Raw genomic sequence first — 25,987 nt, forward strand, 5'->3', positions numbered from 1 at the left:
TTCGGAAACGGAGCGAAACCGGAACAAATGAAACTAATACCACTGCTGTCACCGATTCGTTGGGTAGAGTGATACTGCCACTTACAAATACATCGAGTGGTGCCATGTCGCTGGTAGTTACTTCGAATAAGTTCGGCGTGTACTTACATCCTTTTATCGATACAATTCAGATCGTTTCATCACCAGTAGAACTAATGGTGCGGGAAATCGTTATTGACGATGGAGTTGGCGCGGGCACGGTTGGCAACACTAACCAAATAGTTGAACCGGGCGAAACCGTCGACTTGGATGTTCGGTTGTTGAATCTCGGCGGCAGGGCAATGACTGCGGGCGTATCCGGGCTATTAACCTCCAGCGATCCCCGAATATTGGTTGTGAATGGAACCCAATCATGGAGGTCGTTGACGGTTAACGACTCCGCCTTCGCTGCCGGTCGTTTTCGTATCATTGTCGGTGCGGGTATTCCACATGATTCACATGTACCGTTGCGGTTACAACTCACCTCGAATGATCCCGATGCCAATGTAGTTCGGTCGCTACCGATTACCATCCAATCGTTGGATGTAACTTTCATTTCCGATTCATTGTATACGCAAGGGGGCGCTTCGATACCAACCGCTCCGATTGGCGGAAATCTATTATTGAGGGCGTGGTTGCAGAATCGCGGGATTACGGCAAGCAATACAACTGTAACGATGTTCTCCCGTTCGAGTGCTTTAACTGTATTGCAACCAACGGCAACGATTCCCGCCATGGCGAGTAACCAAACAATTGCTACTCCAGACGATCAACGATTTTTACTCTATTGTAGTTTACAAACACTACCCGGTACGCTTGGTACAATCGGTTTAGCATTGAATGCCGGCTCAAAAATCGATACAGTGTATTTCACAATTCCCTTGGGTACCCGGACTTCACGAGATCCAACTGGTCCTGATGAGTATGGCTATCGTGCGTTCGACGATACCGATACCGCTTATAGTTTGCACCCCAATTTCGATTGGGTGGAAATCATTCCCACCAATGGCGGAGCTGGTACTCGGTTAGCTTTATCGGATGGTGCAGAGGATCAGGACATGAGTCTCTTCTATCCGCTTCCATTTCCGGTACAATATTATGGTAATACATTTGACAGCATCACGGTCTGTACGAATGGATGGATTTCATTTGGGGTGGAACGGTTGGGAACAGCACCGCAGTATAACAACTTCCGTAACTGGCATTTGCCGGCGAATGAAGGTCCCCGCAATTTAGTAGCAGTATTCTGGGACGACCTAAAATTTTCTTCATCACCGGAAGGAGTCTATGTATACAACGACACCGCCAATCATCGTTTCATAATAACATGGAACGTATTGACGATGTATTCGCCATCGCCACCCAACGAATTCCAGTTGATTATTTATGATCAGCGATATACTCCAACCCAGACTCATGATGCGATCCTGTGCTTTCAGTACAAACGGTTCAACGATGTAACGAGTCAACCCAATGATACTGATTACGCCACTATCGGCATCGCCGATAACGACTATCTACGGGCAGTTGAATACTCCTATGAGCACCGTTTTACTCCAGGTAGTGCATCGATAACAAATAGCGGTACGGGGTTTGCAAATCGGGCGATCCTGTTTGCAACCGGAAACCGCATTTCATCGGGTTTGTTGCAAGGGCGAATTATTCAAGCCTCCGACAGTACTCCCGTTGCGAATGCCCAGATCTCCATCGCCGGATTAACCCAGTTTTCCGACAATTCCGGTATCTATCAATATCGGGAGGTTCCGGTTGGCGATCACATCATTACGGTGTTAGCAAATGGCTACAATTTTATCACCCATCCGATAACGATTGTGGAAGACGACACGATAACCGCAAATTTCGCGTTAACCCGTCCCGGCTACCGAGTATCGGTCGATTCGATTCGAGTTACGTTGGATGTTACCGGTCAGGATACTACGATACCATTTACGATAACGAACACCGGTGATGGCGAGCTTGAATATACTTTGGATCTACTCTATGGTGGGATTCTGAATCGAGTGGTGGAGCCTGTTACCCCTTCTGCGGGAAACAATCAACTTGACGAAATCAATGCGCCATGGGACGAAGTATATTCTTTTGATGCATCCGCATCGACCGGGGATATGAACATCAATGGGGTAGAATTCGATGGCAATAACTTCTGGGCAACCGGCAGCAACACCTGGATGAACCCCAATCGATTGTACAAATTCGATAGTAATGGCGGATTACTCGCCAGTTACAACCAGCTCGGTCCCGATTCTAACTCGGTATACGGCTGGCGTGATTTGGCGTGGGATGGTCATTTCCTTTATAGTTCGTCCAATCGGATGATCAACCAAATCGATACTTTAGGGAACATCGTCCAAAGTTATACATCCAGTGTAAATCCAGCTCGCGCTTTGGCATGCGACACTGTGAATGGAGTTCTATATTATTGCGACCGTATGAGTCCAATTTATGCGATCCGAACGAGTAATGGTGAACAACTGAACTCGCTTACAAATACCGGGAACATCTATGGTTTGGCGTGGTTTGCTGCCGACCCTGATAGTATGTTCTTGTATTCGATGCAGCGTGATGTGAACTTAGAAGGAGCAAGGATTGTGAAGCACAATCCCGTTACTGGAGCTTCACAATTGATAGCGACGATTGGTAATACCGGTGAGAATGGTGCAGGTTTGGCGATAACGAATCGTTGGAATCCGATGCTTTGGACTTTGGTAAGTGTATTGACAACCGATGCCGGAGCTGACCGGATTGTATTGCATGAGTTGGCATTCAACAATGTTTGGGTTGGGTTTACCCCACAAGCGGGAACGGTAGCGGTCGGCGACTCGGTTCAAATCCAAGTTCAACTTTCCAGTAATTTTATGCCAGAAGGAGAGTATCGGGTTGGCATCCAGTTAAATAGTAATGCGACACCGCCTTCGGTAACGTTACCCGTTACCATGATCGTAGCTGTCAACGATATCGAAGAACGCAGTGGTATTGCAACGATGCCGAAGCAATTCCGGTTAGAACAAAATTATCCGAATCCGTTCAATCCGATTACTACGATTGAATTCTCACTTCCTGAATCAGAGCAAGTACGTTTAACGATTCATAATTTGTTAGGTGAAGAGGTCGCTCGTGTCGCTAATGGCGAAACCTATCGCGCAGGCACGTACCGGTTTACCTTCGATGCTCGCACCTTGGCATCCGGGGTTTACTACTACCGGTTACAATCGAATCGATACACTGCCACCCGAAAGATGATCTTGATGAAGTAATTTCAAAGTCTACTACAACCTGATCTGGCGGAAACGGCGGTGCTGATGAGTACCGCCGTTTTTGTTGTATTCTTGTGATGCGGTGGAAATGCTTCGTACTTTGCTGTGTATAATGAAATGGCAATTCTGATGCACCTCATGCGAAAACTTCTGTTTATCCTGTTTCTGTTTTGTTTGACAGCGAACAGCATCGCACAGCTCGCGCAAGTTTCCGGCTCGGTATTGCGCGACGGCGTCTCCGGGATTCCCTTTGCATGGGTGGAGTATACCCATACCGGAACCGGGACAATCTACAATATCCAATGTGATAACACCGGACGTTATGATATCAGCGATCTTGTTTTGCCGGTAACCGAGCAAGATCGTAAGTTGTTGCCATCACCGTTGCCTGTTGTCGCAACGAACCAGGGCGGCTCGTCACACAATTTCTACTTGGCAGCTTCCTCAATGTTTCGGGTAGCATCGGTGTATGATGTCTTAGGGAGAAAAACTGCTGAAATCCGATTACAAAATCGTCAACTTGCTCCAATACTATGGATTGCCGAAGGGTATTGGGATGGCAAAGCAATCTCTGGACAGCCGGTAGCAAGCGGAGTGTATTTTCTGTCGCTTGGTAGTAACTATCCCGTAACAAAACTCTTACACAATGCCCACGGCATCGCAACATCCCCACAGAGTTCACAGTTCTCCAGTGCTTTCCAGTATCGATCCCAGTCCGCCAATCGTTTTCGTGACGTTAAGCAAAGCAACACTATTCAACTCGAATCGGAGTATTCCATTCGAGTATTCCCCGATTCAATCTGCCGTCCGTTTTTTTCTCGCACATTCTTACGAACTCTACACGATGCCACTATCAACATCGTCATTGATACAGTCTCTGCGCCGCCGCCGCAACGAATCCTGTTTCTTGGCAACAGCTATACCTACTACAACAATGGAGTCGATGTTCATCTGAATATGTTTGTTCAAGCGGCTGACACTGCATTGCATCCCGTTATCGAGAGCATCACTGGTGGCGGCTACACGCTACAAATGCATTACAATACAACGACTACCCAACAACAAATTGCGACCGGCGATTACGACATCGTTATACTGCAAGAGCAAAGTACCCGACCAGTGGAAGAGCCAGCACCGATGATACAATACGGCAGATCGCTGCAGCTATTGGCAGCTAATAGCGGTGCCGAAACTGGCTTGTTCATGACATGGGCAAGGCAGAACAATCCGCCGATGATTACTCCGTTACAGCAAGCATACGATTCGCTTGGCCACCTCGTGAATGCACTCGTAAGTCCGGTCGGATTGGCATTTGAAGAGGTTCGTACAACAATGCCAACAATGAATCTCTACGATACCGATGGCAGCCACCCTTCGGTGTATGGTACATATCTCGCTGTATGTGTCTTCTATGCTTCCTTGTGGAATCGCTCCCCAATCGGGGTTAACTATGTTTGCGATCCCAGCATCACTGACACCGAGAAGACCTTCCTACAAACGACGGCTTGGAGTGTGGTACAAAACTATCGGCATCAACACCTCCGCAACTGATTCGCATAACAAACAACAATGTTTGGGAAAAGTCTGTGAAACCCTTACTGGATGCGGGTTTTCAGTTCGTTGCATTCGTTCGCGAAATCGCTTACATTACTAAGTTTAGTGCTATCATCATGTCGGTTCATATACCCGGAGAACCGCTTGGAATCGATTAGGAAGGATAATTCACAGGATGTCGGAACAACCGAAATCACAAAATGGCAACGGCGACTACGGCGCGGGACAAATTCAAGTACTTAAAGGGCTGGAAGCAGTTCGCAAGCGTCCGGCAATGTACATCGGGGACATCGGCTCGCGCGGTCTCCATCATTTAGTTTACGAAATTGTCGATAACTCGATCGATGAGGCGATGGCAGGATTTGCGACCCAGATTACAGTAGAAATACATCGGGATGGTTCGGTTAGCGTGCGCGACAACGGTCGTGGTATCCCGGTCGATTTGCACGCTGAGGAGAACAAATCGGCATTGGAAGTTGTAATGACGGTGCTGCATGCCGGTGGCAAGTTTTCCAAGAGCACCTACAAAGTCTCAGGTGGTTTACACGGCGTCGGCGCATCGGTGGTGAATGCGTTGTCCGAATCGTGTGAAGTGCAAGTCCGTCGCGAGGGAAAAGTCTATAAACAAATGTATCAACGAGGGGAACCGACATCAGCGGTAGAACCCTACGGCACGTGCCGTGCTTCCGATACCGGAACTTATGTACGATTTAATCCCGACCGCCAAATCTTCACTACCGTCGAATTTGAGTATGATGTTGTTGCCGCTCGGTTACGTGAGTTGGCGTTTCTCAACAAAGGACTCAAAATCAGTCTTGAGGATCATCGCAATAGCCAAAAGGAAGACTTTTTTGCCGAAGGCGGTTTGGCGCAATTTGTTACGTATTTGCAGGGTGAGCGAGAAGTATTGCATTCGCGGCCATTATCGATGGATGGCGTATCGAACGGGATCGAAGTATCGATTGCATTGCAGTGGAGTTCCAGTTACAGCGAGCAAATTCTATCTTATGTGAACAATATCAATACGGTGGAAGGCGGTACTCACGTCGTCGGTTTCAAAGCAGCGCTTACCCGCACGATCAATGCCTATGCCCAAAAAGCTGGTCTGTTCAAGAACGATAAAAGCTCGGGACTTACCGGTGACGATTGCCGGGAAGGACTGGTCGCGATTATCAGCGCCCGAGTACCTGAACCGCAATTTGAAGGACAAACGAAAACAAAATTGGGCAATGGGGAAGTCAAAGGATTTGTCGAGCAGATTGTAAACGAAAAACTCTCGATGTTGCTCGATGAGAATCCACAGGTTGCCAAGAAAGTCGTTGAGAAGAGTTTGCAAGCGTCTCGCGCTCGCGAAGCGGCTCGGAAAGCGCGCGATCTCACTCGCCGCAAAGGTGCGCTGACCAGCGGTACGCTGCCGGGAAAATTAGCCGATTGTTCGAGTGAAAATCGGGTTGAGTGTGAGTTGTATCTGGTGGAAGGCGATTCGGCAGGCGGTTCGGCGAAACAGGGTCGCGACCGCAAGTTTCAAGCGATTTTGCCGTTACGCGGGAAAGTAATAAACGTCGAGAAAGCCCAACTCGATAAAGTGCTGAACAACGAAGAAATCCGAACACTGGTAACTGCGATTGGTACGGGTATTTTACGGAGCGGCGCCGACGATGCCGAAGATACTTCCGATTGGGATTACGAAAAACGTCGGTACGATAAAGTGATTATCATGACCGATGCCGACGTTGATGGCGCACATATTCGGACATTGTTGCTCACGTTCCTGTATCGCAATATGAAACCGTTAGTAAAGCAGGGGCATATCTACATCGCGCAGCCACCGCTCTATCGGTTACGGAAAGGGAAACAGGAGCATTACGTTTACAGCGATGATGAGCGGGATAAGTATATGGCTGAAATGGGTGATAATGTAACGATAAACCGCTTTAAAGGACTCGGTGAAATGAACCCGGAGCAGTTGTGGGAAACGACGATGAATCCCGAAGTTCGTACTCTGAAGAAAGTAACATTGGAAGATGCAAAAGAGGCCGATGATATTTTCGAGAAGTTGATGGGCGAATCGGTTGAGCCGCGTCGACAGTGGATCGAAACTCACGCGCGGTATGTTCAGAATCTCGATATCTAATTCTATTTCGTGTTGAAATCGGAACCGGCGAATCATAATGGTTCGCCGGTTTTTTTGCATTCAGTTATGTTTTATTCGTCGTCTTTTGTCGAATAGTGGTAAGGCAAATAGTAACTCGCTGTCAGTGTCCATTGTTCCATTGCGCTATCGGTTCCCTTGGTTTCGAGATCGATATGACCTTTCACGCCAAGATTAAGACGCGGCAACGGTTCGCTGTCAATTGTAACAGCGAGATACTGGTTGGTGCGGATCTTACCACTCGGAAATGGTCCCGACAAAAACTTCTCGTACGTAGTATACGGGTGATCCTGAATCCGATTATCGCCCCATCGCGTTTGTCCAGCCACCACTTCTAATAGAACCGGATGCTTAAACAAAATCCGGAAACCAGTTTGATAATCCTCCGAATCGTTTCCACGCGAATCACCCAACAACTTGTTTCGTGTGATAGCGTTGGTATAGGGATTGGAATGCTGTAACGTGTAGGTGTCGCAACGATAGACTGTGCCAAGCCAAGAGAACTTCGCAAAGCTTGTGGCAAAAGGCGTCCAGATTACCTTCCCCCAAAATCCCAGTGCATCGGTGTTTGAGCCGCTGCCACGGGAGTCAAGCTGGAATTCGTCGAGTACGAACATGCCGCTAATCCGAAGATTTTTACGGGCTAACCAATCGAAGTTTGCAAACAGAATATCATTTTGTGCATTCGATCCCAAGGAGTTTTGTCGTTTGTTCTGCTCAATTTCTAGGTGTACACCGATCGGATTAAAAAAACTCCAGTCGACGGACCGGTCGATACCTGTCAGTAGTGAAATTTCGCCGACTCCGATTACTAAATTCTTTTGATTGCGATATTCGACACAACGTCCGACTAAGTAACGTTGGTATGTGTCGGCGGATTCTCTCACATATTTCGATTCGAGGAATGCGAAGAAGTACCGGTACGCAATTCTCTTGAAACGGAACTCCAGCACGAACCGCTCATAGGATGGTGACGTATTTGATAACAGCAAATTTGTTGTTGAGTTAGGACCCCACACTTCTCGGGAGGGGCCATACTCAATGGGTGCAAAGCGATTCCGGTATCCTAAAACCGATTCGTCGACTTCTGCTGATTTCAATCCCGCCCGTTCGATTTCTTTACTTGTTCCCGTGAATCCATCCAAACTCGACGGCTCGTTCGTTGTTCGAACTGAGAGTCTTCCGTACCAATTTCGATGGTAACGAGTATCGACTCTCAAGAGAGGTTGCACCCCGACATGGTTGTAAGATTTTGCCGCTCCAGACTGTCCACTCACCCCCAATCCGACGATTGCGAAGATACTAACTCCACTATCGGAGAGGGTATGTTGCTCCCAAACGTGTGATGAAAAGCACTTTGACGATACTTCCAACCAACTTTCAATTTCGGTCGAAGCAGGTGAGTATCGATCCGATTTCCATTGCTGAACATCATACGGGTGAAAGGAACGGTTTGCATCCCAGTGCCAGCCATAGTCAAGCAGATAGCCCGTTCGCGCCGAAATACCAAATTCCTGTGGGAACGGTTGAGCAAAAATCATGGTGGCAGTTATCAGTAAAACAAGTGCTGATACAACCGGGAGCAGTGAATGGTTAACTAACAAATTCTGTTTCATCGATTCTTTCCAATAGAGAAGTAACAACAAACGAACTATGGAGTCAAATTTACACGCAAACAAATTGTGTGCGCAATCGCACAGCCACTTTGTAGACTTTTACAAGTCGATAACTTGAGTTTCACCATACTATATTGTACAATTACTGCAAGCACTGGAAGCTAAGGAAAAAACCATGATATTCGACAGCGATCCAATCAAACCAAGCACAATCCGATTTTCGATTCTCCTTGGGATACTCATTCAATTTTTTGTCACGATCAGCTTTGCAATTCCCGAAAGTCGATTGACAAGAGTGGATGAGTTTATCGGCATCCCCGCGCAAAACTCTGTTTCGATCAATACCAAAGTTCTTGGCGTCGGGCATCTACAACTGCAGTTTTCCCATCCTGCGATCCAAGTTGATACAGTTTTTGCCAATGCGCAAAACTGGACGACCGTATCAATCGCTGGTGAAACCAAGTTATGGGAAGTTGGCGCACCGGAGCTGCCGGTTATCGCTCGTACCGTTCGGTTACCGAACACCGGAAATGTCGCACTGACGATAAAGAATGCCGACTACACCGAATATCCGAATGTAGATATCTTTCCGCAACAAACCCTCGATGTGACAGAACAATCCAGTGTTCTTGATAACACAACCCCTGTATTTGCAATCGATCAAGCTATCTACGAACGAAATGCGTTTTTCCCGGAAGCAGTAGCCTGGATTGGTGAACCGGCTGCATTACGTGACGCTCGAGTTGCGGTATTGAGCATGCAACCCGTCCAATACAATCCAGTAACCCGAACGATGCGGGTGTATAATACTATCGAATTGGAGATAACTCCTATCGGGGGAATCAGCAGTAATGAAATAACTCACGATCCAAAACCGGTTCCAAGTTTTGCTTCCTTCTACCGCGATGTCATTGGGGCGGAAGATTTGGTAACCACCAATGAAACTGCCGACCCTGGCCAGATGCTTGTAATCTATTTGAACAATACACAAGTCCGTACGGCATTGACAAGTTTTGCGAACTGGAAAACACAAAGCGGGCGTAAAACTCAAATCCAAGTGTTACAGCAGTACAATACCACCGCCATTCAGAACATTATCAACAACGCCTTTAATAGTTACAATCCTCCCCTCGAGTATGTAATCCTCGCGGGAGATGGCTACAACAATGGGATGGTTGCTTACACCGTCGATGGGGAGGCGACCGACCATCCATACACTCAGATTGTCGGTACCGATATCCTTGCCGATATCACTATCAGTCGATTCTCATATGAAACGATTACCCACCTCCAAACGATGGTGAATCGTGTCATCAACTACGAACGAAATCCCCCGATGACCGACACCACTTGGTTTACAAAAGGGTGGGGTTATGCTGGTATATCTCATAACGTGTATTCAAATCGTCCGGCAATCCGTTTCTGTTTGGAAATGATGAATCGTGGCGGGGTAACGAACACCTCTTACAATGAACACAACGGTTTAGTTGACCCATCGTTGATAAATTCCCAATTGAATGGCGGCGCGGTGTTATGGGCCCACCGGGCGGCGTGGGTTGGCGAAGCACAGAATTCTGATTTAACGTCGCTAACGAATAGCAACAAACCATTCGTTTCCTTGAATATCACCTGTGGCAGTGGCGATTGGTACGGACAAGAAACCGGATTGCACGAAACTTTAATACGGTTGGGTACACCATCAAATCCGTTTGGATCATTAGCGACAATGTCGACCGCAACTCCAAACACAAAACCGTCTTTCAACAACGTTGTGGCGACGGGTGTATTTTATGCATTCGGTGTCAACGAGGTTCGTCAGCCTGGTCCGATGTTCTTTGCAGGGAAGTATCAATTGTGGCGGAATTTTAGTAACAGCCACTCCGATGAAGTCGATAACTTCTCGCGCTGGAATAATGTGATGGGAGATTGTTCGGCACAGATCTGGACAAGTGCTCCGCGTACTTTATCCTGTACGATTCCGCAGTCAGTCGGTCTCGGAACAAATCTGATATCGCTGACAGTCACCAGTGGCGGCACGGCGGTACAAGATGCATTGGTTACCGCATGGAAGAAGAACACTTCCGGTGCAACCGAGCTGTATGTTCGATGTCGAACTGATGAGAATGGTAATGTCGATGTACCGTTGAGCATTGTGACAACCGGAAATCTATACCTTTCGATTACCGGTATGAAAGCTGGTTTGAATCTCCTGCCGATTGTCGACACGATTACTGTGAGTCGAGCTACCGCAGACTTGACGGTATCCGCATTGACGGTAGACGATGATAACACTAGTGGTACCGTCGGCAATAACGATCAAATCGCTTCGCCTGGTGAAACAATTGATTTGTCGGTTCAGCTTGAGAATGTGGGGAGTGGGACTGCATCGGGAATTTCTGGAACATTTATATGTCCCGATTCCCGAGTAACAATCACTTCAGCGACTTCGACTTGGAGTAACATCATAACGGGGAGTACCGGAACAAATGCGACTCCGTTTCGCATTCATCTTCCCGCAGGAATTTCCAATGGCGATACTATTCCATTTTATCTCGATGTTGTCGGTTCCACTTTCTCGACACGCTTGTTCGTGCGATTAGCCATCGAATCGATTGCGCCGGAGTTCGATCATTACACCCTTTCCGGTATTACCGAGTTAAACCCTGGTGTTACAGCGTCTTTCACTGTTACAGTTATAAATCAAGGGTTAGGAATCTCTTCCGGAGTATCGGCACAATTGGTTTCATTGACACCACATGCAGCTGTGTTACAACCGACTGCTACTTATACATCGTTGCCGAATGGATCGACCAGAACCTCACCAACTGCACAACGGTTCCAGATCCAAATCCAAACCTCCGCTTTACCCGGCTCGAGTTTGCCGATGCAAATGTTGTTTGCTTACGGTGAACTGCGCGATACAATGGACTTTACGATGCCACTCGTAGCAGCAACAACCAGCGAACCGACCGGTCCCGACACTTATGGTTACTACGCCTTTGAGAACAGTGATTCGTTGTATTCGGCGTCGCCTGATTTTAGTTGGCGTGAAATTATCCCAGCCTACGGTGGAAATGGTGTTCGACTACCCATGAGCGATGGCGGTGAGTATCAGGATACCAGTCTTGCTGTGCGTTTACCTTTCCCGGTGAAGTATTATGGAAACACGTTCGATTCAATTACCGTATGCTCCAACGGCTGGTTGGCGTTTGGCTGGCAGCCGTACTACAACAATTTCCGAAATTGGCATTTGCCTGCCAATGAAGGCCCAGCAAATTTAGTAGCGGTTTTTTGGGACGACTTGTTTTTTGGCGCTGATCCTTATGGTGTATTCACATACTACGATGCTGCCAATCATCAATTCATTTTGACTTGGAATGTTGCGACGACGTTTGGCGGAAGCATGCCGAATCTTTTTCAAATCATTATCAGCGATCCCCGGTATTATCCCACTCCGACCGGCGATGCGATGTTAAAGATGCAATATCGAACGGTCAACAACATCATCGGTGATACTTACGAACCCGATTACGCGACCATCGGAATATCCGATGGAACGCGCTTACAAGCTCTCGAGCTGTCGTGCGATAATTTTTATGCTGCGACTGCTGTACCGATGGATAACGGTGAGAACATCGACCATGCTATCCTATTCTCAACCACTTTCCCGGACGATTTGCTGCATTTACTTTCACCTCGGGGTGGCGATACGCTAGCGATAGGTTATCCCGTCAATATCATGTGGATAGGGAATCCATCTGCGCAAACGGTGAATCTGCAAATCAACCGTAACTTCCCCGCAGGAACGTGGGAAACGATTCTCGCAAACACTGCGAACGACGGCAGCGAGAGTTGGACTGTTACGACACCAGTAACCACAAATGCCAGACTTCGGGTAATACTACCTTCCGGTGCGCAAGGCGATTCTTCTAACTCAGATATCGTTTTGATTCAACCACAGCCACAATTACACTTAGTGACACCAAATGGTAATGAGAGTTGGGCAATCGGCGAAACCCGTGTGATTGATTGGAACCACGCGCAAGTGCCCGGTACAATCTCCGTTTTACTAAATCGTAACTATCCTACCGGTACATGGGAAACGCTTTTTAATAGCGCGCTGCCGGAGTATGGCAGTATTCCTTGGATCGTGACACAGCCGGTGAGTAACCACGCCCGAGTGCGGATCTATATGAATGGAAATACTACTATTGGCGATACATCAGACCTTGACTTCCATATTGTCCATCCGGCTTGGTTGTCGGTGACTTCGGATTCAATCGTGAGAGTGATTCCACCGAACGATTCAACTGTCATTCCGGTGACACTTCACAATACTGGTGGCGCTCCGTATACCGGGACTATGACTGCCCTTACTGGATTCGATGGATTTGGTTATCAGAAAACCAGCGATCCCCGCGGCCCACAATTCTCTTGGATCGACGTATCTTCTGGAATGAACGGTCCGACCGGTGATGATCGTACCGGTGGTCCGTATACTCTACCCTTTACATTCCGTTACTTCGGCCAGAGCTATACTCGTGTATATATGTGTACTAACGGCTGGTTGTGTTTCGATAATCCCCAAGGGAATGCTACTGCCGGCAACCAGCAGTTACCGTATACGGTCATGCCGAGTTTCCTTGCGGTGTTGTGGGACAATTTGGTTTGTGACCAGGGGACAACAAAAGTAATGATGGACGAAGTAAACCAGCGTGCGGTCTTTTCTTGGGAAAACGTAAGGCGCTACAATCAGGAAACATCAACGCTTTCCTTTCAAGCGATTCTGTATCCCGATAGTTCCTTCGTGTTTCAATACGGTTCAATAGTAACTATGGATACGACATCAACCGTCGGCATCCAGAACGAAGAGCATTCGACCTATTACACGATTTACCACAACGTACCGATTCCCAGTAACCACGCTATCCGCTTCGATCTCTACCATCGTTGGGCAACGCCCCTGACAACGACCTTCTCGATTCCGGCAGCCGGTTCGACCGAGTTCGACGTAATCTGGAATACTCGGCATCACACGTTGCACGATACTGTGCACGGCACGTTCCAATTTACTGGTACTGCCGCCAATGCGCCATATCTCGTTCCGGTCGCAATGATTGTCGATGTTGTAGGTTTGAACGATGTTGGTGTTAGTCTCCCAACGAAATTCGAGGTGAGAAAAGTGTACCCGAATCCGTTCAATGCTATTGCGCAAATCGAGTTTGCTTTGCCGGCTCGTGGCGATGTCGAATTTTCCTTGTTTGATGCGTTAGGTCGAGCGGTTGAGCACACTATGTTACAATCGCTGCCAGCGGGCATTCATCACGCGACGATTAATGCCAATGACTATGCGGCGGGTGTTTACTTCGTACGAATTCGCGCCGGTAGTGAAACCCAATTGCGAAAACTAGTGTTAGTGAAGTAATCGATTTGATTGGTATGAAAAAGGGAGGACAAACTGTCTTCCCTTTTATTGTACCCAAAGGTGCTACTAAGACTATATCACCACTTCCCTTGGATGTACTCTTTTAAGTACTGAATCTCAATCTCGCGTTCATGGGAAATGTGTTTACCGATATCGCCTATCGAGATGATTCCAACCAATTTTCCTTGATCCATCACCGGCAAGTGGCGACAATGCTTTTGTGTCATGATAGCAAGACAATCGTTGATATCAAGCTGAGGGGTGACAATCACCAAATCGCTGGTCATGAATTCCGATACAGTTAACTCGGCTAATGTTTTATCTGGACGCATCGAAGCGCGTAGAAAATCACGCTCGGTAAACATGCCGACGATACTATCGTCTTTGGTAACCAGCAACGCGCCGACTTTTCGTTCGATCATCAAACGAACTGCATTCAATAGCGATGTCGCTGGTGAGACGGTAAAAACATCCGATCCTTTTCCCGACAAAATTGATGATACTGTTGCCATTCTTCCCCCCAGTGATTGTATACAAATAAATACGTTGCTTGTAGGGAGAATGCAAGCGGTTCGCTTTGTGCAAGTTTTCCCAAAAGTATCGGATAAAGAACTGACCCCGTAATATTACAAATATTAAACGTTACGAAGCTCGTCGATTTGGCTAAGAATTAGTTGCCAAAACAAACGGATACCTCCTCTTGCATCGGCGAAAAAAAAATTGTATCATTGCTTTGCTGTACCGAAAGGTAGATTCCCCGGTAGCTCAATCAGCAGAGCGGTTGGCTGATATTCTACCGAAAGGAAGCGCGATTTGTTGCAGTAGTTGGTTTCCGTAGTAATATATTCCCCGGTAGCTCAATCGGCAGAGCGGTTGGCTGTTAACCAATAGGTTGGGAGTTCGAGTCTCTCCCGGGGAGCCCTAATAGTCCGACTTGATTCAAATCAGGTCGGGCTATTTTTTTGTTTTGCGCTTCGAGTTCCACCTCTACCCGCGTCTTCTTTGCCATCGGGGGCTTCAGGGTTTTTCCGGTCGTCAGCTTGGGAATCCGCATATTGATTCGTGCGATGGATTCATCGATTATTTCAATGCTTTCAACGAAATGAATTACCACCATCCGCAATCTCTCAAAAGGTATTGTTTCCGCTTCTGAATCGAAGTTTCTGATCAATTTCCGGCAGATATCGAGATCTCGTTTCAACGCTTCCGTGAGGATTTCCACATTGTATTTCTGCTTGAATTCCGCATCCAGAAACCGCTTTTCACGCTGCAATTCATCAATCTTCAGCTTACAGGTTTCCACGTCCATTCCAGCACCAATTGCATCGTAGTATCGTTCGATACTGATGCTAAGCTCTTTCAGGCGTTCTGCTAGCCGTTGCTCCTCGCCACTCTTGCCAGCTTTTAATTCCATTAATTTCGCCTGGATGGATTGCTCAATTTCATCGAGACGTCCGGGTTTCGCGATCTCATGCTGTATCGCCCGTAGGACGGCACTTTCCAGAAAATCCTTGTCGATATAGAACGAACCGCATTTACACTCTTTCTGATTGATGTAACCGGAGCACACATAACGCTTTAGCATGTATTCGATGCGTTCGTTTTCGAGTTTACTGACTTTTTTCCGGCGGATTCCAACGTAAGCCTGATCGCATTTACCACAGCGAATAATCTTAGATAAGAGCCACTCTTCCTTCTGGGTTACTGTCGGGAAAGCCTTGCCAATATTGCCTGCAGCCATGGCTTTGCGACGGAAATACATTTCCTTGCTCACAATAGGATCGTGGGTGTTCTCTACGATCATCCATTCGCTTTCTGGGCGCTGCTTGTGGGACTTGGAGTTTGTGCGGTTCCAGACGGTGGCACCGTAGTACACCGGGTTATTCAAGTACTGACCGATTCTCTGCTTACACCACGGTTTTCCACTAGCTGTAACGATCCCTTCAGCGGTTAATCTATTTACAATCGCCTTTGCCCCGAGACCATCATTGGTAGCCCATTCGAAGATTTTACGGATGGTTGCGACTTCCATGGGATCACCTAAAGCCAGCTTTTTATGCACCCTGTCGCCAATACCAGGCACATCGATCTTGGTATAGCCGTAAGGGACACTCCCACCATTTAAGAAGCCTCGTGAGGCATTCTCCGCCATTCCCTTGCGGGTTTCCATCGAGAGGTTCATCGAGTAAAACTGGTTGATCACTTCGATGATGCCTTCGAAGAGAAAGCCCGACGGGGTATCGGAGTCAAAGCTCTCACACAATGACTTGACGGATACACCATACTTGTTTAATAGTGACTTAAAAATGACTGATTCTTCGCGGTTTCTCGAGAAGCGGTCTAACTTGTGTACCAGGATGAATTTGACATTGTTCTCCTTGGCAAAACTGATCATCTCCATGAAGCCGCGACGCTTGTCAGCAGATGCATACGCCGATACGCCTTCGTCCTTGAACATCTGCAATAGCTGGATCTCAGGGTGATCATTCACGAACTTTTCGATGGCTTTGATCTGGGCCGGAATCGAGAGATCCTTCTGTGCCTGATCTTCTGATGAAACCCGCGCGTAACCTACGACTCGAACCATTTTTTCCTCCTTGCTATCCCAGTAGTAATGGCAATCACTATGCCACGATTCCAGGTGCGATTTAGTGGTTCGAAGTTACACGAACGTTCCGGAGAATCAAGTCCAGTCTGCATGCCCCCCGATTCGAGTTAGTTACCTTTACAGACTGCAAGCGCTTAAAATGCTCCTTTTAGGGTAACTAAGTCAGGAAATTGTGATCATAATGAGCGCTTTTAGTTACTTGCGATGATCATTATGCTCCTTTTCGATTCAAACTAGGTAACTATCTCGGAGTTTACTGTCACTGGGGTTCAAACGAAGTTTACTTTTCTTCTCAACGGATGATCATTTTGCGCTCTTTTTCAGAAATCGATGATCATTATGCTCCTTTTTAGGTAACTAACTCGGTTTTTAGTGAGCATAATGAGCGTTTTCTAAAAAACAGGGTAACTAACTCTGATTGTCGCAATCATTACTCCTGCATAATCCTACACTTACATCTTTCCATAATCTCTGGCACGCAGCTTGCCTTTATACATGGCAGCGTGTCGATCATTCTTTTCGACCGCACAGAAACAGCCATTGCGGATCGAGCAAATATGCCACACGAGAACACTATTCGGATTGAAGTACATCAGGGCTCATCTGCAAGCGCTATGGAGGAACGGAATGCTATTGAACTCCTTGCGACAGTCATCGTCCAGCAGCTGCTCGACCGCGGAACAAATGAGACTGGATCGGGAAGATCTCCTTCGATTAAAAAAGTCAGAAGTGGAGTTCGAACCGGTCAGAAGGCTCATCGAAATACGTGATGCAGTGGACCAGGACATCCGTGAACTTCGTATCGACTATCCCAATCCAAGCAAGCGGATGCAAGTGCGAATTGATGAGTTAGTCGAGACAAGAAATCGGATCCAGGAAGAAATCCAGGTTATCAGCAGTGAAGGAAACAAAGATAATGAGTAGAGCGATTCTCACTTATTCATCAATGCAGTCTTTTCTCGATTGTCCGAGAAAGTACTTGAACCGTGAAATCAAATGTCTAACATCGAAAGAAAAGAATCGAACGTTGGATTTTGGTTCTGCCTGGCATGGTGCACTTGAGCGCTGGTACACACCCGGTGATCAAGATGTCAAGTGTGCAGCAATCAAGCAGTACTTCTCAGATTGCTTCCCCAATCGGGAAAGTGATTATAATGAGCGTCGTGATTTCCTGATGCTGGATGTCATGTTCAGCACTTATCTGAATCGATTTCCCGAAGAAGATTTCGACGTCATTGCGGCTGAAACCAAGTTCCTCCTCCCGATCATCAATCCAAATACAGGACGCATCAGCCGAACGTTCAACCTTTCCGGTAAAGTCGACGGTTTGATCCGAATGAAGGAGACCGGCGAACTCTACATCCTGGAACACAAAACGGCCTCCAGTGTTGACGGATCATATCTCGAGAAATTGCCACTCGATTTTCAAATCAATCTATATGCCTATGCACTCTCTCGCCACCTCAAGCGACCGATTACTGGGGTGATTTACAACGTCATCCAGAAGTCTGGAATTAAGTTGAAGATGGGCGAAACAGAAGAAGCCTATCAGAAGAAACTGGCCGACAGGATTGCCGAATCGAAGACCGGAAAATCTGCCCTTAAGCGGATAATGCCGCAGACGGATGAAGAATTCACGATTGAACTTCGATCGAAGTATCGTGATCCGGAAATGATCACCCGCGAACAACTCCTGATTTCACCGCAGGATCTCAAAGACACTGAACAGTACGTTTGGACCATCACGCAGAAAATTATCGGCGAGATGAATGAAGGGGATTGGCTCCCGAATCGAGGGCACTGCTTCAAATATGGAAAGACCCCTTGCCAGTACTGGGCGCTCTGTCGCAGCAAAAACAGTGAACTAGTGCAACAGAATTTCTATGACATCAAACCACCGCACGAAGAGTTGGCGGAAGTCACCGAGCCTTTGTTCTAACGAAAGGATAAGTCATGTCATTACTACCAACCGCCAAAACTGCGCCCAACGTGACGCTGGCGAATCAGACAGTACTACTATGGGGTCCCGCCAAAGTTGGGAAAAGTGAATTCTGCTCCCAAGCGGAACCGGCGCTCTTCCTTGCGACCGAGGCGGGTCTCAACCACCTGAATGTGTTCCAAGCCCCAATCTCAAGTTGGGACGATTTTCTCGCTGCCTGCAAAGAAATCTCCGATGGCAATCATCCATTCCAGACGATCATCGTCGATACGGTTGATAACGCTTATCGAATGTGTACGGAGTACATCTGCAAACTGCACAACATCAAGCATGAGAGTGATCTCGGCTATGGTAAAGGGTATGCCCTCGTCAACAACGAGTTCTATCGCGTGCTCAACAAATTGTCCTTGCTTCCCTACGGCTTGTTCCTCATCTCCCACGCACAAGAGAAAGAAATCGAATCCCGCACCGGCAACTATACCAAGATGGTGCCGACGCTTCCGGAGAAGTCGCGGAAGATCGTGCTCGGCATGTGCGATCTGATTCTGTTCGCTGATTTCGAGGACGTACACAATGAAGACGGGAGTGTTACCCAACGCCGTGTAATTCGCACCAAGCCAACCAAATACTACGAAGCGGGCGACCGTACCGGGAATCTTCCTGAAATCATCGACCTCGACTTTTCCAAATTTGTCGCCGCCTACCGTGATGCAGTTGCCGCGAATCATGCATCCACATCAATCACCGAGGAGAAATAACAATGGTTCCGAACAATGACAATGTCGATCTCACGCAGTGGGATGATGAGTACGAACAGGCTCCGGTCGAGGAGCGGAGTTTCGACGATGTGCCGGATGGCAAGTACCAAGTGAACGTCGAGAAAGCAGAGATGACACACTCGAAGACGAGCGGTCTGCCGATGCTGAAATGGACCTTCAAGATCCTCGGTCCAACCTATGCCGGACGTTTGCTCTGGAAACATGCTGTGATCACGAATGAAGAGTCGGTGAAGCATATCAAGGGCGACCTCGCCGTGTGTGGATTGCAGTTACCGAAATTCTCTCAGTTGCCGCAACACACCGGTAAACTGCTCGATCTGAAACTCGAAATCTCGAAGCAGACCCGTGGCGAGTATGAGAATATCTACATCAACAAACTGATTTCCGGCGCCGGTGAGACTACCGCTGCACCGACTTCCGGTGGCAGCACTCGTTCCAAGCCGTCAACCAGTTACGCAAAGGCTTCCCAGGATGCCAGTAAACCATTCTGAGCGACTGTCGATCATCGTCGATACGCGGGAGCAGCATCCATTTGAATTCGATCCGGTGCGGGTGGAAACGATCCGCATGGCGCTGAGCGCCGGTGATTATTCCCTTGCCGGGTTTGAACCGATGGTGTCGGTAGAACGCAAATCGCTCGAAGATTACATCTCCAGCGTTATCAAATCGCAGCAACGTTTTCTGCGTGAAGTGGAGAAACTCGCGGCGATGCCCTACAAATGTGTTGTCGTGGAAGGGGATCTGGTCGATATCCAGCAGCACCGCTATCACTCCGGTGTTCACCCGAGTGCTGTGCTGGGGGCAACGATGATGCTGCTGGTCGACTTCGGTGTACCGGTGCTGTTCTGCAGTAATCGTCAGATCGCCTGTGCGGTAACGGAAGCATTTCTATTGCGGGCGTGGAAGCGATTGACGAAGGAGCCTGCATAACCATGGGACGCATGATCAACGTCGGCGATACGGTGGAAGTACTGAATGGCAGGCTTGCCGGGGCGGTTGGGAAACTGATCAGTACCCGATTTCAGGGTCCCAGCGTCATTGAAATTCTATACCCTCCTATACTCGTCGAACCAGGCGATCAAGTGGAAGTAATGCCGTGTCAATTACGGGCTGTGGAGCTGGTGGAAGATCCGAAACCGGCGAAAAGGAAAAAATGCTTCGGTTCACCGAAGCAATCTGTATCGAACTGACACCTAAAGAAGTGGATGGGTTGCTGCTCATTTTGAATGAATCGCGGGAGAAATTGTCTCTCCCGGTAGAAAATGATGTGTACCGAGAATTACTACGAAAGTTGGGAACAATCCATGCCGAAAAACGCCAACAAGATAGCAGCGAAATCAGCCGCTAATACCGCGCTGGAAAAGCGATCCGGTTATGTGGAAACGGTGTTCTTTACCGGCGCTGCCTTTACGACCGGTCGTTTCTGTGATAGCGATGGTAAATGTTTCAATTTCGCCGGTGCGGTGAAGATTGCAGAAAATGAACCGGTTGTCTTGTACGGTAAGTTAACCATTCACCCCAAGTACGGTCGGCAGTTTACGGTGGAGCGTTTCGAGTATGATTTTCAACCTTCTGTAGAGGGTTTGACCAATTACCTCGCGAACCACCCCGATATCAAAGGAATCGGCCCGGTCAAGGCTAGCAGTATCGCTCGCCGCTTCAACGGCAGTTTCGAAGCTACGCTGCGTGACCACCCCGAGGTTATCGCCCAATTCGCCCAGGTGCCGCTCAGTGCGATAGAACAGCTCAAGTCGATCTGGAATCGCAATCGTACGGAAAACGCCGCAGCTACCTACCTGTCGCAATTCGGTCTCACGCATTATCAGGTGAAGACACTACTCGATGAATTTGGTAACGATGTGGTGGCGCTGTTTCGACAGAATCCCTACCAGATTATCGGCGTATTGCACGGATTCGGTTTCAAGAAAATCGATACGATTGCCCGGAAAATGGGAATCCTGAAAGCGTCACCGGAACGGTTACGTGCCGGTCTGCTACATGCGGTCAATGAACAAATCGATCATGGGCATTGCTGGGTTTCATTTGATGATCTGGTAGAACATGCGAATGAATTACTGATCCTTGATACGCTGGATAGTACCGACCAGATCAAGCATGAGTTAGCCTATTTGATCGAGATGAAGCAACTCGTCTCGGTATCCATCTCGAATCAGACGATCATCGCGCGTCCCGATCTATATGCGAAGGAAAAGGATATCCGCGCATGGATTACTGTTAATCAGCGGCTAAACCCAGACTTCGCCGATTTAGCAGGGCTGGAAGGGTTGTTGGATCAAAATTCATCGACGCTGAATGAAGGTCAACGCGCAGCTGTATTGTCCGCATTGCAACATCAGATTTCCGTAATCGCCGGTGGAGCCGGTAGTGGTAAAACATTCACCGTGGGAACGATTACCCGCATTTGTGAAGTACATGGTCTCTCGGTTACCCTTGCTGCTCCGACCGGAAAAGCTGCTAAACGCCTCGAGCAACTCATCGGACACGAAGCGGTAACACTCCATCGATTGCTCGGTTACAATGGCCGAGTTTATCTCGCAGGCCCGGAAGTACCCATCGAAGCAGAAGTACTCATCATCGATGAATTTTCGATGGTGGATGTGCCGCTCGCATGGCAACTGTTTCGCGCCATCGATTGGGAACATACTGCCGTCGTCATGGTTGGCGATCCGAATCAGCTACCGCCAGTGGGACCCGGTAACATTCTGCGTGATCTGCTTTCAACAAAAATTGTTCCGATCACGGTACTCGACCGCATCGTGCGTCAAGCCGGTCTATTGAAAGAAAATTGTACTGCCATTCTCTCCGGTGAGGTGCATAAAACGGCACCGGAAATTCCGGGACAGACTCGTCGCCCGTGGTATCTGGTCGATCAGTTTTCCGATGTGGAAGATGTTCGCCGGTTTATCCTCGACATGTTCTCAAATCTGCTTTCGAACCGGCTCGGCTACGATCTCATTCGCGATGTCCAACTCATCAGCCCTACGAAGAAAGGTCCGCTTGGCACCATTGAACTGAATATCGCCTTACAGCAATTACTTCAGAAAAAACTATACAACGTCGATACCGTATTGCCGCGTGCAGGGCAACAACAACGCAAATTCTATCGTCACGACAAAGTGATTCAGACCCGCAACAACTACGATATCAATGTCATGAACGGTTCGCTGGGATGGGTATTGGAGAACGATCCGAAGGCCGGAATTACCGTCGAGTTTGAGAATGGTACGATTACGACCATCGAACCGGGCGCTCCAGAATTGCAAGAGTTGTCGCTCGCGTATGCACTCACTGTCCATAAAGTACAAGGATCGGAATTTCCCTGCGTCGTCGCGGTAATGCACAAGGCGCATACCTACATGCATCACCGCAATTTGTTCTATACGGCGGTGACCCGTGCTCGCGAGACTTCCATCATCATCGGTGACCGTTGGGGATTGACAAATTGTGCCCGAGTAGTGCAAACGGAACGTCGCCGGACATTCCTCTCGCTGAGTGGTTCAGTATGAGCGATCCCCGGGTAGAATTGCTGCAGCGATACTTTTTCTCACGCACCGACATGGTGGCGTTTTACGCGTCGTGGGAGAAACCGCAACCGACACCGGGTGGCGATAAATTGATCGCGCTGCTCGATGCGCATGTTCGTGGCAATTCTGCACCGGTGGTCGAAGTCACCTTCACCAATCAGAAAGGCACTGGTAAGAACAAAGGGCGCTTCCGGATCGGCTCGTACACACCGAATGCCGATGGTCTGACCAAGTGGATGTGTATCGATTTTGATGGCGGTTCGTCACATGCGAATGGATTAATCGATCCCAAGAATGCTGTGATTCTTGCATTCAAAAAGGCAGAATCATTTGGCATTACCTCCCATATCGAATGTTCCGGTGGCGGTCACGGGTGGCATCTCTGGGTTTTCTTTGATCCAATGGTTCCCGCGAGACAAGCCCGACAGCTTGGATTATTGCTCTGTCCTTCCGACCAGCGCTGTCAGAATGGCGAGATGGCAGACCCCCGTTCCAATCGTGGGATGGAAGTATTTCCAAAGCAACCGAAAATCAAATCGGGCGGCTTTGGGAATCTCGTATGGCTTCCGTTTTGGTGGAATGCTCAAGCCGGTGGTAACCAATTCTACCGACTCGATGAATCGGAATCATTATCGCCATTCCTGCCAGATTCGTTAGCAACGGTTTCGCCGGAACAACTGGAACAGACACTCTCGGCTCATGTTCAAATTGCACCAGAATCGGCGCCGACACGTCGAAGCGCACGGGCGACACGGCAGCCACACACTTCGAATTCGAACAGCTCCGCCTGGGACGAGTGGCGCTCGCAAGCCCTATCGAAATTACCGCTGGAAGCGATCTACGGAGACCTTCTCACTGGCAATCAATCGAGTCCAGAATGGCTCGAATGTCGTGATCCGGCATCGGCTTCCGGCGATCAGAATCCATCGGCCGGCGTTGCTAACGGCGTTGGAACGACTGAACGAGGATCTTTCCATTCATTCCTCACCGGCGAAACGATATCGGTGTTTGATTTTCTCATTCGAACCGGTAAAGCTACCGACTTTGTTACCGCACGCGAGATCGTAACCGGTCTCTCCGGTGTGGCTCCATTCACTGAACCAGTAGTATCTCATTCCCGTTCGGGACTACTGAACATTGTCGTGAATAATCGGCAACTGTCGGAGATTGTCGTCGATTCGTGGGAAGCGATTCATCGCTGGAATGAACCTCCTCGAATGTTTCAACGAGGCGGTACACTCGTACGTCTGCAGAAGTCCCAGCTATCAGAACGGTATCAACTTGAAGTACTAAGTGAAGCTGCCGCGTACGGAACACTCTTCCGGACTGCACGATGGATCAAGCAGAATGAAACCGGTATCATTGATACTCATCCGCCACACGACATCGCCAAAGATCTGCTCTGCAACATCGACTCCAATTTGCCGCAGATCGAATCAGTTCTGCACACACCAGTGTTCGGTCGCGATGGGAAACTGCTGACAACTTCCGGGTATCACCGGAGTGACTCGCTTTGGCTCCATCTGCCAGAGTTGCTTTCCGATCTGGAGATACCCGAGCATCCAACGACTGTGGTAGTATCGGCTGCGGTTTCCTTGTTGACGAATGAACTGCTATCCGATTTCCCATTCGTCTCCGAATCCGACCGAACTCATGCAATCGCTGCAATGATCTTGCCATTTGTCAGACCGATGATTACCGGCTGTACACCGCTCCATCTGGTGGAAGCGCCAGTCGCAGGTTCCGGTAAAGGTCTACTCTGCAATGTTATCTCGATAATTACCACCGGCTACACCGTTCCTTCGCGAACACTGCCGAATGACGATGATGAGTTGCGCAAAATGCTGACTTCGGAACTACTCAAAGGCAATCCGATCATCCTGCTTGACAATGCTGACGAGCGGAAACGGCTCAATTCTCCGACACTGGCTTCAGTGCTCACTGCCGAATTCTGGACAGATCGATTCCTCGGTTCATCCAAAATGGTGACGATGCAGAATCTTCCGTTATGGCTCTTGACCGGTAACAATGTTCGTATGTCGCAGGAGTTGATTCGCCGCATTCTTCGATCTCGTTTTGATCCTCACGTAGAGCAACCCTGGTTGCGCGAACATTTCCGGCACGACGATTTACGCGAATGGTCCCGTTTACACCGTCGCGATTTGGTGATTGCGATTCTCACCATCATCCAAGCGTGGATTGATGCCGGAAGACCGAGCAGTACGAAGAAGCTAGGTTCCTATGAAGAGTGGTCAAAAGTCATTGGTGGTATCCTGCAAGTTGCCGGTATTCCCGGTTTCCTCGGAAATCTTGAGGCATTGTATGAATCGGCAGATCCCGACCGCGACATCTGGCGAGAATTTGTAGCTGCATGGTGGGAAGAATGGCAGGATCGACCGGTGAAGGTGTCCGATCTCAACGATTTCTGTGAGCGGAAAGAACTGCTGAACGCGTTACGGGGCGATGGAACGACCAGGTCGCAACAAACCAAGCTGGGCAGTGCAATTCGCCGCACTGTCGACCGGGTCTTTCTCAACTACCGGCTTGAACAATCGAAGGATTGGAAAGTCACAAACGGTAAAACGATTGCCTACAAGTTGACCGAGCTACCTAATGACGAATCGGTATCTGTTCCAAGTGAATCTGACATCCAAGTTGACCTTAGCGCATACGATTGGGACGAGGAGTAAAATGCGAAGTCGTTGTATTAGCAGTACCTGTGATTTTATCACTAGTACAACTAGGCAAATTATTCTCCCCGAACCTCCGAACCTTACCCGAACCTCGTGTTTTAAGGTTCGGGGAGCTGGAAGGCTTGCCCAGTGCTGCTTTACAGACTTTACCCGAACCACCGAACCTAAAAGGTATGTCTATACACGCGCGCGCCTGCGCATGCACGCACACGCATACGCGCACGCATGTACGTGTATAGGTAGGAAAAAGGTTCGGGTAGGTTCGGAGGTTCGGGTTAGAGGTACTTAACGCTATGAAAAAACATTAGTTGAATTTTGCAAAACTACCCGATCCTCGTGATCTGAGGTTCGGGTAAGGTTCGGGGAACGAAAACACAAGCAGT

General features: G+C 48.4%; 15 protein-coding genes and 1 tRNA gene. 14 read left to right on the forward strand and 2 right to left on the reverse strand.

The genetic code is table 11. The features are described 5' to 3' along the window. From OEM52_02800 to gyrB, 4 genes are all read left to right on the forward strand, one after another. Nucleotides 1–3,293: T9SS type A sorting domain-containing protein (locus OEM52_02800; protein MDK9699067.1), on the forward strand; the 3,293-nt coding region annotated here is incomplete at its 5' end. 138 nt (nucleotides 3,294–3,431) lie between these two features. Continuing rightward, nucleotides 3,432–4,844: a hypothetical protein gene (locus OEM52_02805; protein MDK9699068.1), complete on the forward strand. Its 1,413-nt coding sequence runs from the start codon at nucleotides 3,432–3,434 to the stop codon at nucleotides 4,842–4,844. Between the two features lie 35 nt (nucleotides 4,845–4,879). After that, nucleotides 4,880–5,005: a hypothetical protein gene (locus tag OEM52_02810; protein ID MDK9699069.1), complete on the forward strand. Its 126-nt coding sequence runs from the start codon at nucleotides 4,880–4,882 to the stop codon at nucleotides 5,003–5,005. 17 nt (nucleotides 5,006–5,022) lie between these two features. Continuing rightward, nucleotides 5,023–6,981 carry a DNA topoisomerase (ATP-hydrolyzing) subunit B gene (gene gyrB / locus OEM52_02815; GenBank protein ID MDK9699070.1) on the forward strand — a complete coding sequence of 653 codons (1,959 nt, stop codon included), beginning with the start codon at nucleotides 5,023–5,025 and terminating at the stop codon, nucleotides 6,979–6,981. 71 nt (nucleotides 6,982–7,052) lie between these two features. Here the strand turns inward: gyrB and OEM52_02820 are convergent, their stop codons facing one another. Beyond that, a complete protein-coding gene (locus OEM52_02820) occupies nucleotides 7,053–8,615 on the reverse strand; it encodes a hypothetical protein (GenBank protein MDK9699071.1) in 1,563 nt (520 codons plus the stop codon). Nucleotides 8,616–8,790: 175 nt separating this feature from the next. Here OEM52_02820 and OEM52_02825 point away from each other — a divergent pair, with 175 nt between their 5' ends. Continuing rightward, a complete protein-coding gene (locus OEM52_02825) occupies nucleotides 8,791–14,040 on the forward strand; it encodes a C25 family cysteine peptidase (protein ID MDK9699072.1) in 5,250 nt (1,749 codons plus the stop codon). A 77-nt stretch (nucleotides 14,041–14,117) separates the two neighbouring features. On the opposite strand, the gene OEM52_02830 is transcribed toward OEM52_02825, so the two are convergent. Then, nucleotides 14,118–14,552 (reverse strand): CBS domain-containing protein, encoded by a 435-nt coding sequence (locus OEM52_02830; GenBank protein ID MDK9699073.1) that lies wholly within the window; start codon nucleotides 14,550–14,552, stop codon nucleotides 14,118–14,120. A 334-nt stretch (nucleotides 14,553–14,886) separates the two neighbouring features. Here OEM52_02830 and OEM52_02835 point away from each other — a divergent pair. The 9 genes from OEM52_02835 (at nucleotide 14,887) to OEM52_02875 (ending at nucleotide 25,601) form a co-directional block, all read left to right on the forward strand. Further along, nucleotides 14,887–14,959, forward strand: a tRNA-Asn gene (locus OEM52_02835). Nucleotides 14,960–17,275: 2,316 nt separating this feature from the next. Further along, nucleotides 17,276–17,572 (forward strand): hypothetical protein, encoded by a 297-nt coding sequence (locus OEM52_02840; protein ID MDK9699074.1) that lies wholly within the window; start codon nucleotides 17,276–17,278, stop codon nucleotides 17,570–17,572. Beyond that, nucleotides 17,565–18,587: a PD-(D/E)XK nuclease family protein gene (locus OEM52_02845; GenBank protein ID MDK9699075.1), complete on the forward strand. Its 1,023-nt coding sequence runs from the start codon at nucleotides 17,565–17,567 to the stop codon at nucleotides 18,585–18,587. The genes OEM52_02840 and OEM52_02845 overlap by 8 nt, the downstream gene beginning before the upstream one ends. Nucleotides 18,588–18,601: 14 nt before the next feature. Further along, complete coding sequence (locus tag OEM52_02850; GenBank protein MDK9699076.1) at nucleotides 18,602–19,345, forward strand: ATP-binding protein; 744 nt, start codon at nucleotides 18,602–18,604, stop codon at nucleotides 19,343–19,345. 2 nt (nucleotides 19,346–19,347) lie between these two features. Continuing rightward, on the forward strand, nucleotides 19,348–19,857 hold the full coding sequence (locus OEM52_02855) for a DUF669 domain-containing protein (GenBank protein MDK9699077.1): 510 nt from the start codon (nucleotides 19,348–19,350) through the stop codon (nucleotides 19,855–19,857). Beyond that, nucleotides 19,838–20,296, forward strand: a complete 459-nt coding sequence (locus OEM52_02860) for a hypothetical protein (protein ID MDK9699078.1) — start codon at nucleotides 19,838–19,840, stop codon at nucleotides 20,294–20,296. Before OEM52_02855 ends, OEM52_02860 begins: the two co-directional genes overlap by 20 nt. 2 nt (nucleotides 20,297–20,298) lie before the next feature. Then, nucleotides 20,299–20,556 carry a hypothetical protein gene (locus OEM52_02865; GenBank protein ID MDK9699079.1) on the forward strand — a complete coding sequence of 86 codons (258 nt, stop codon included), beginning with the start codon at nucleotides 20,299–20,301 and terminating at the stop codon, nucleotides 20,554–20,556. A 114-nt stretch (nucleotides 20,557–20,670) separates the two neighbouring features. Next, nucleotides 20,671–22,893 carry an AAA family ATPase gene (locus OEM52_02870; protein ID MDK9699080.1) on the forward strand — a complete coding sequence of 741 codons (2,223 nt, stop codon included), beginning with the start codon at nucleotides 20,671–20,673 and terminating at the stop codon, nucleotides 22,891–22,893. Then, complete coding sequence (locus tag OEM52_02875) at nucleotides 22,890–25,601, forward strand: hypothetical protein (protein MDK9699081.1); 2,712 nt, start codon at nucleotides 22,890–22,892, stop codon at nucleotides 25,599–25,601. The genes OEM52_02870 and OEM52_02875 overlap by 4 nt, the downstream gene beginning before the upstream one ends. Nucleotides 25,602–25,987: the final 386 nt, after the last annotated feature.

Source organism: bacterium (genome assembly GCA_030247525.1).
Taxonomy (GTDB): Bacteria; Electryoneota; JAOADG01; order JAOADG01; family JAOADG01; genus JAOTSC01.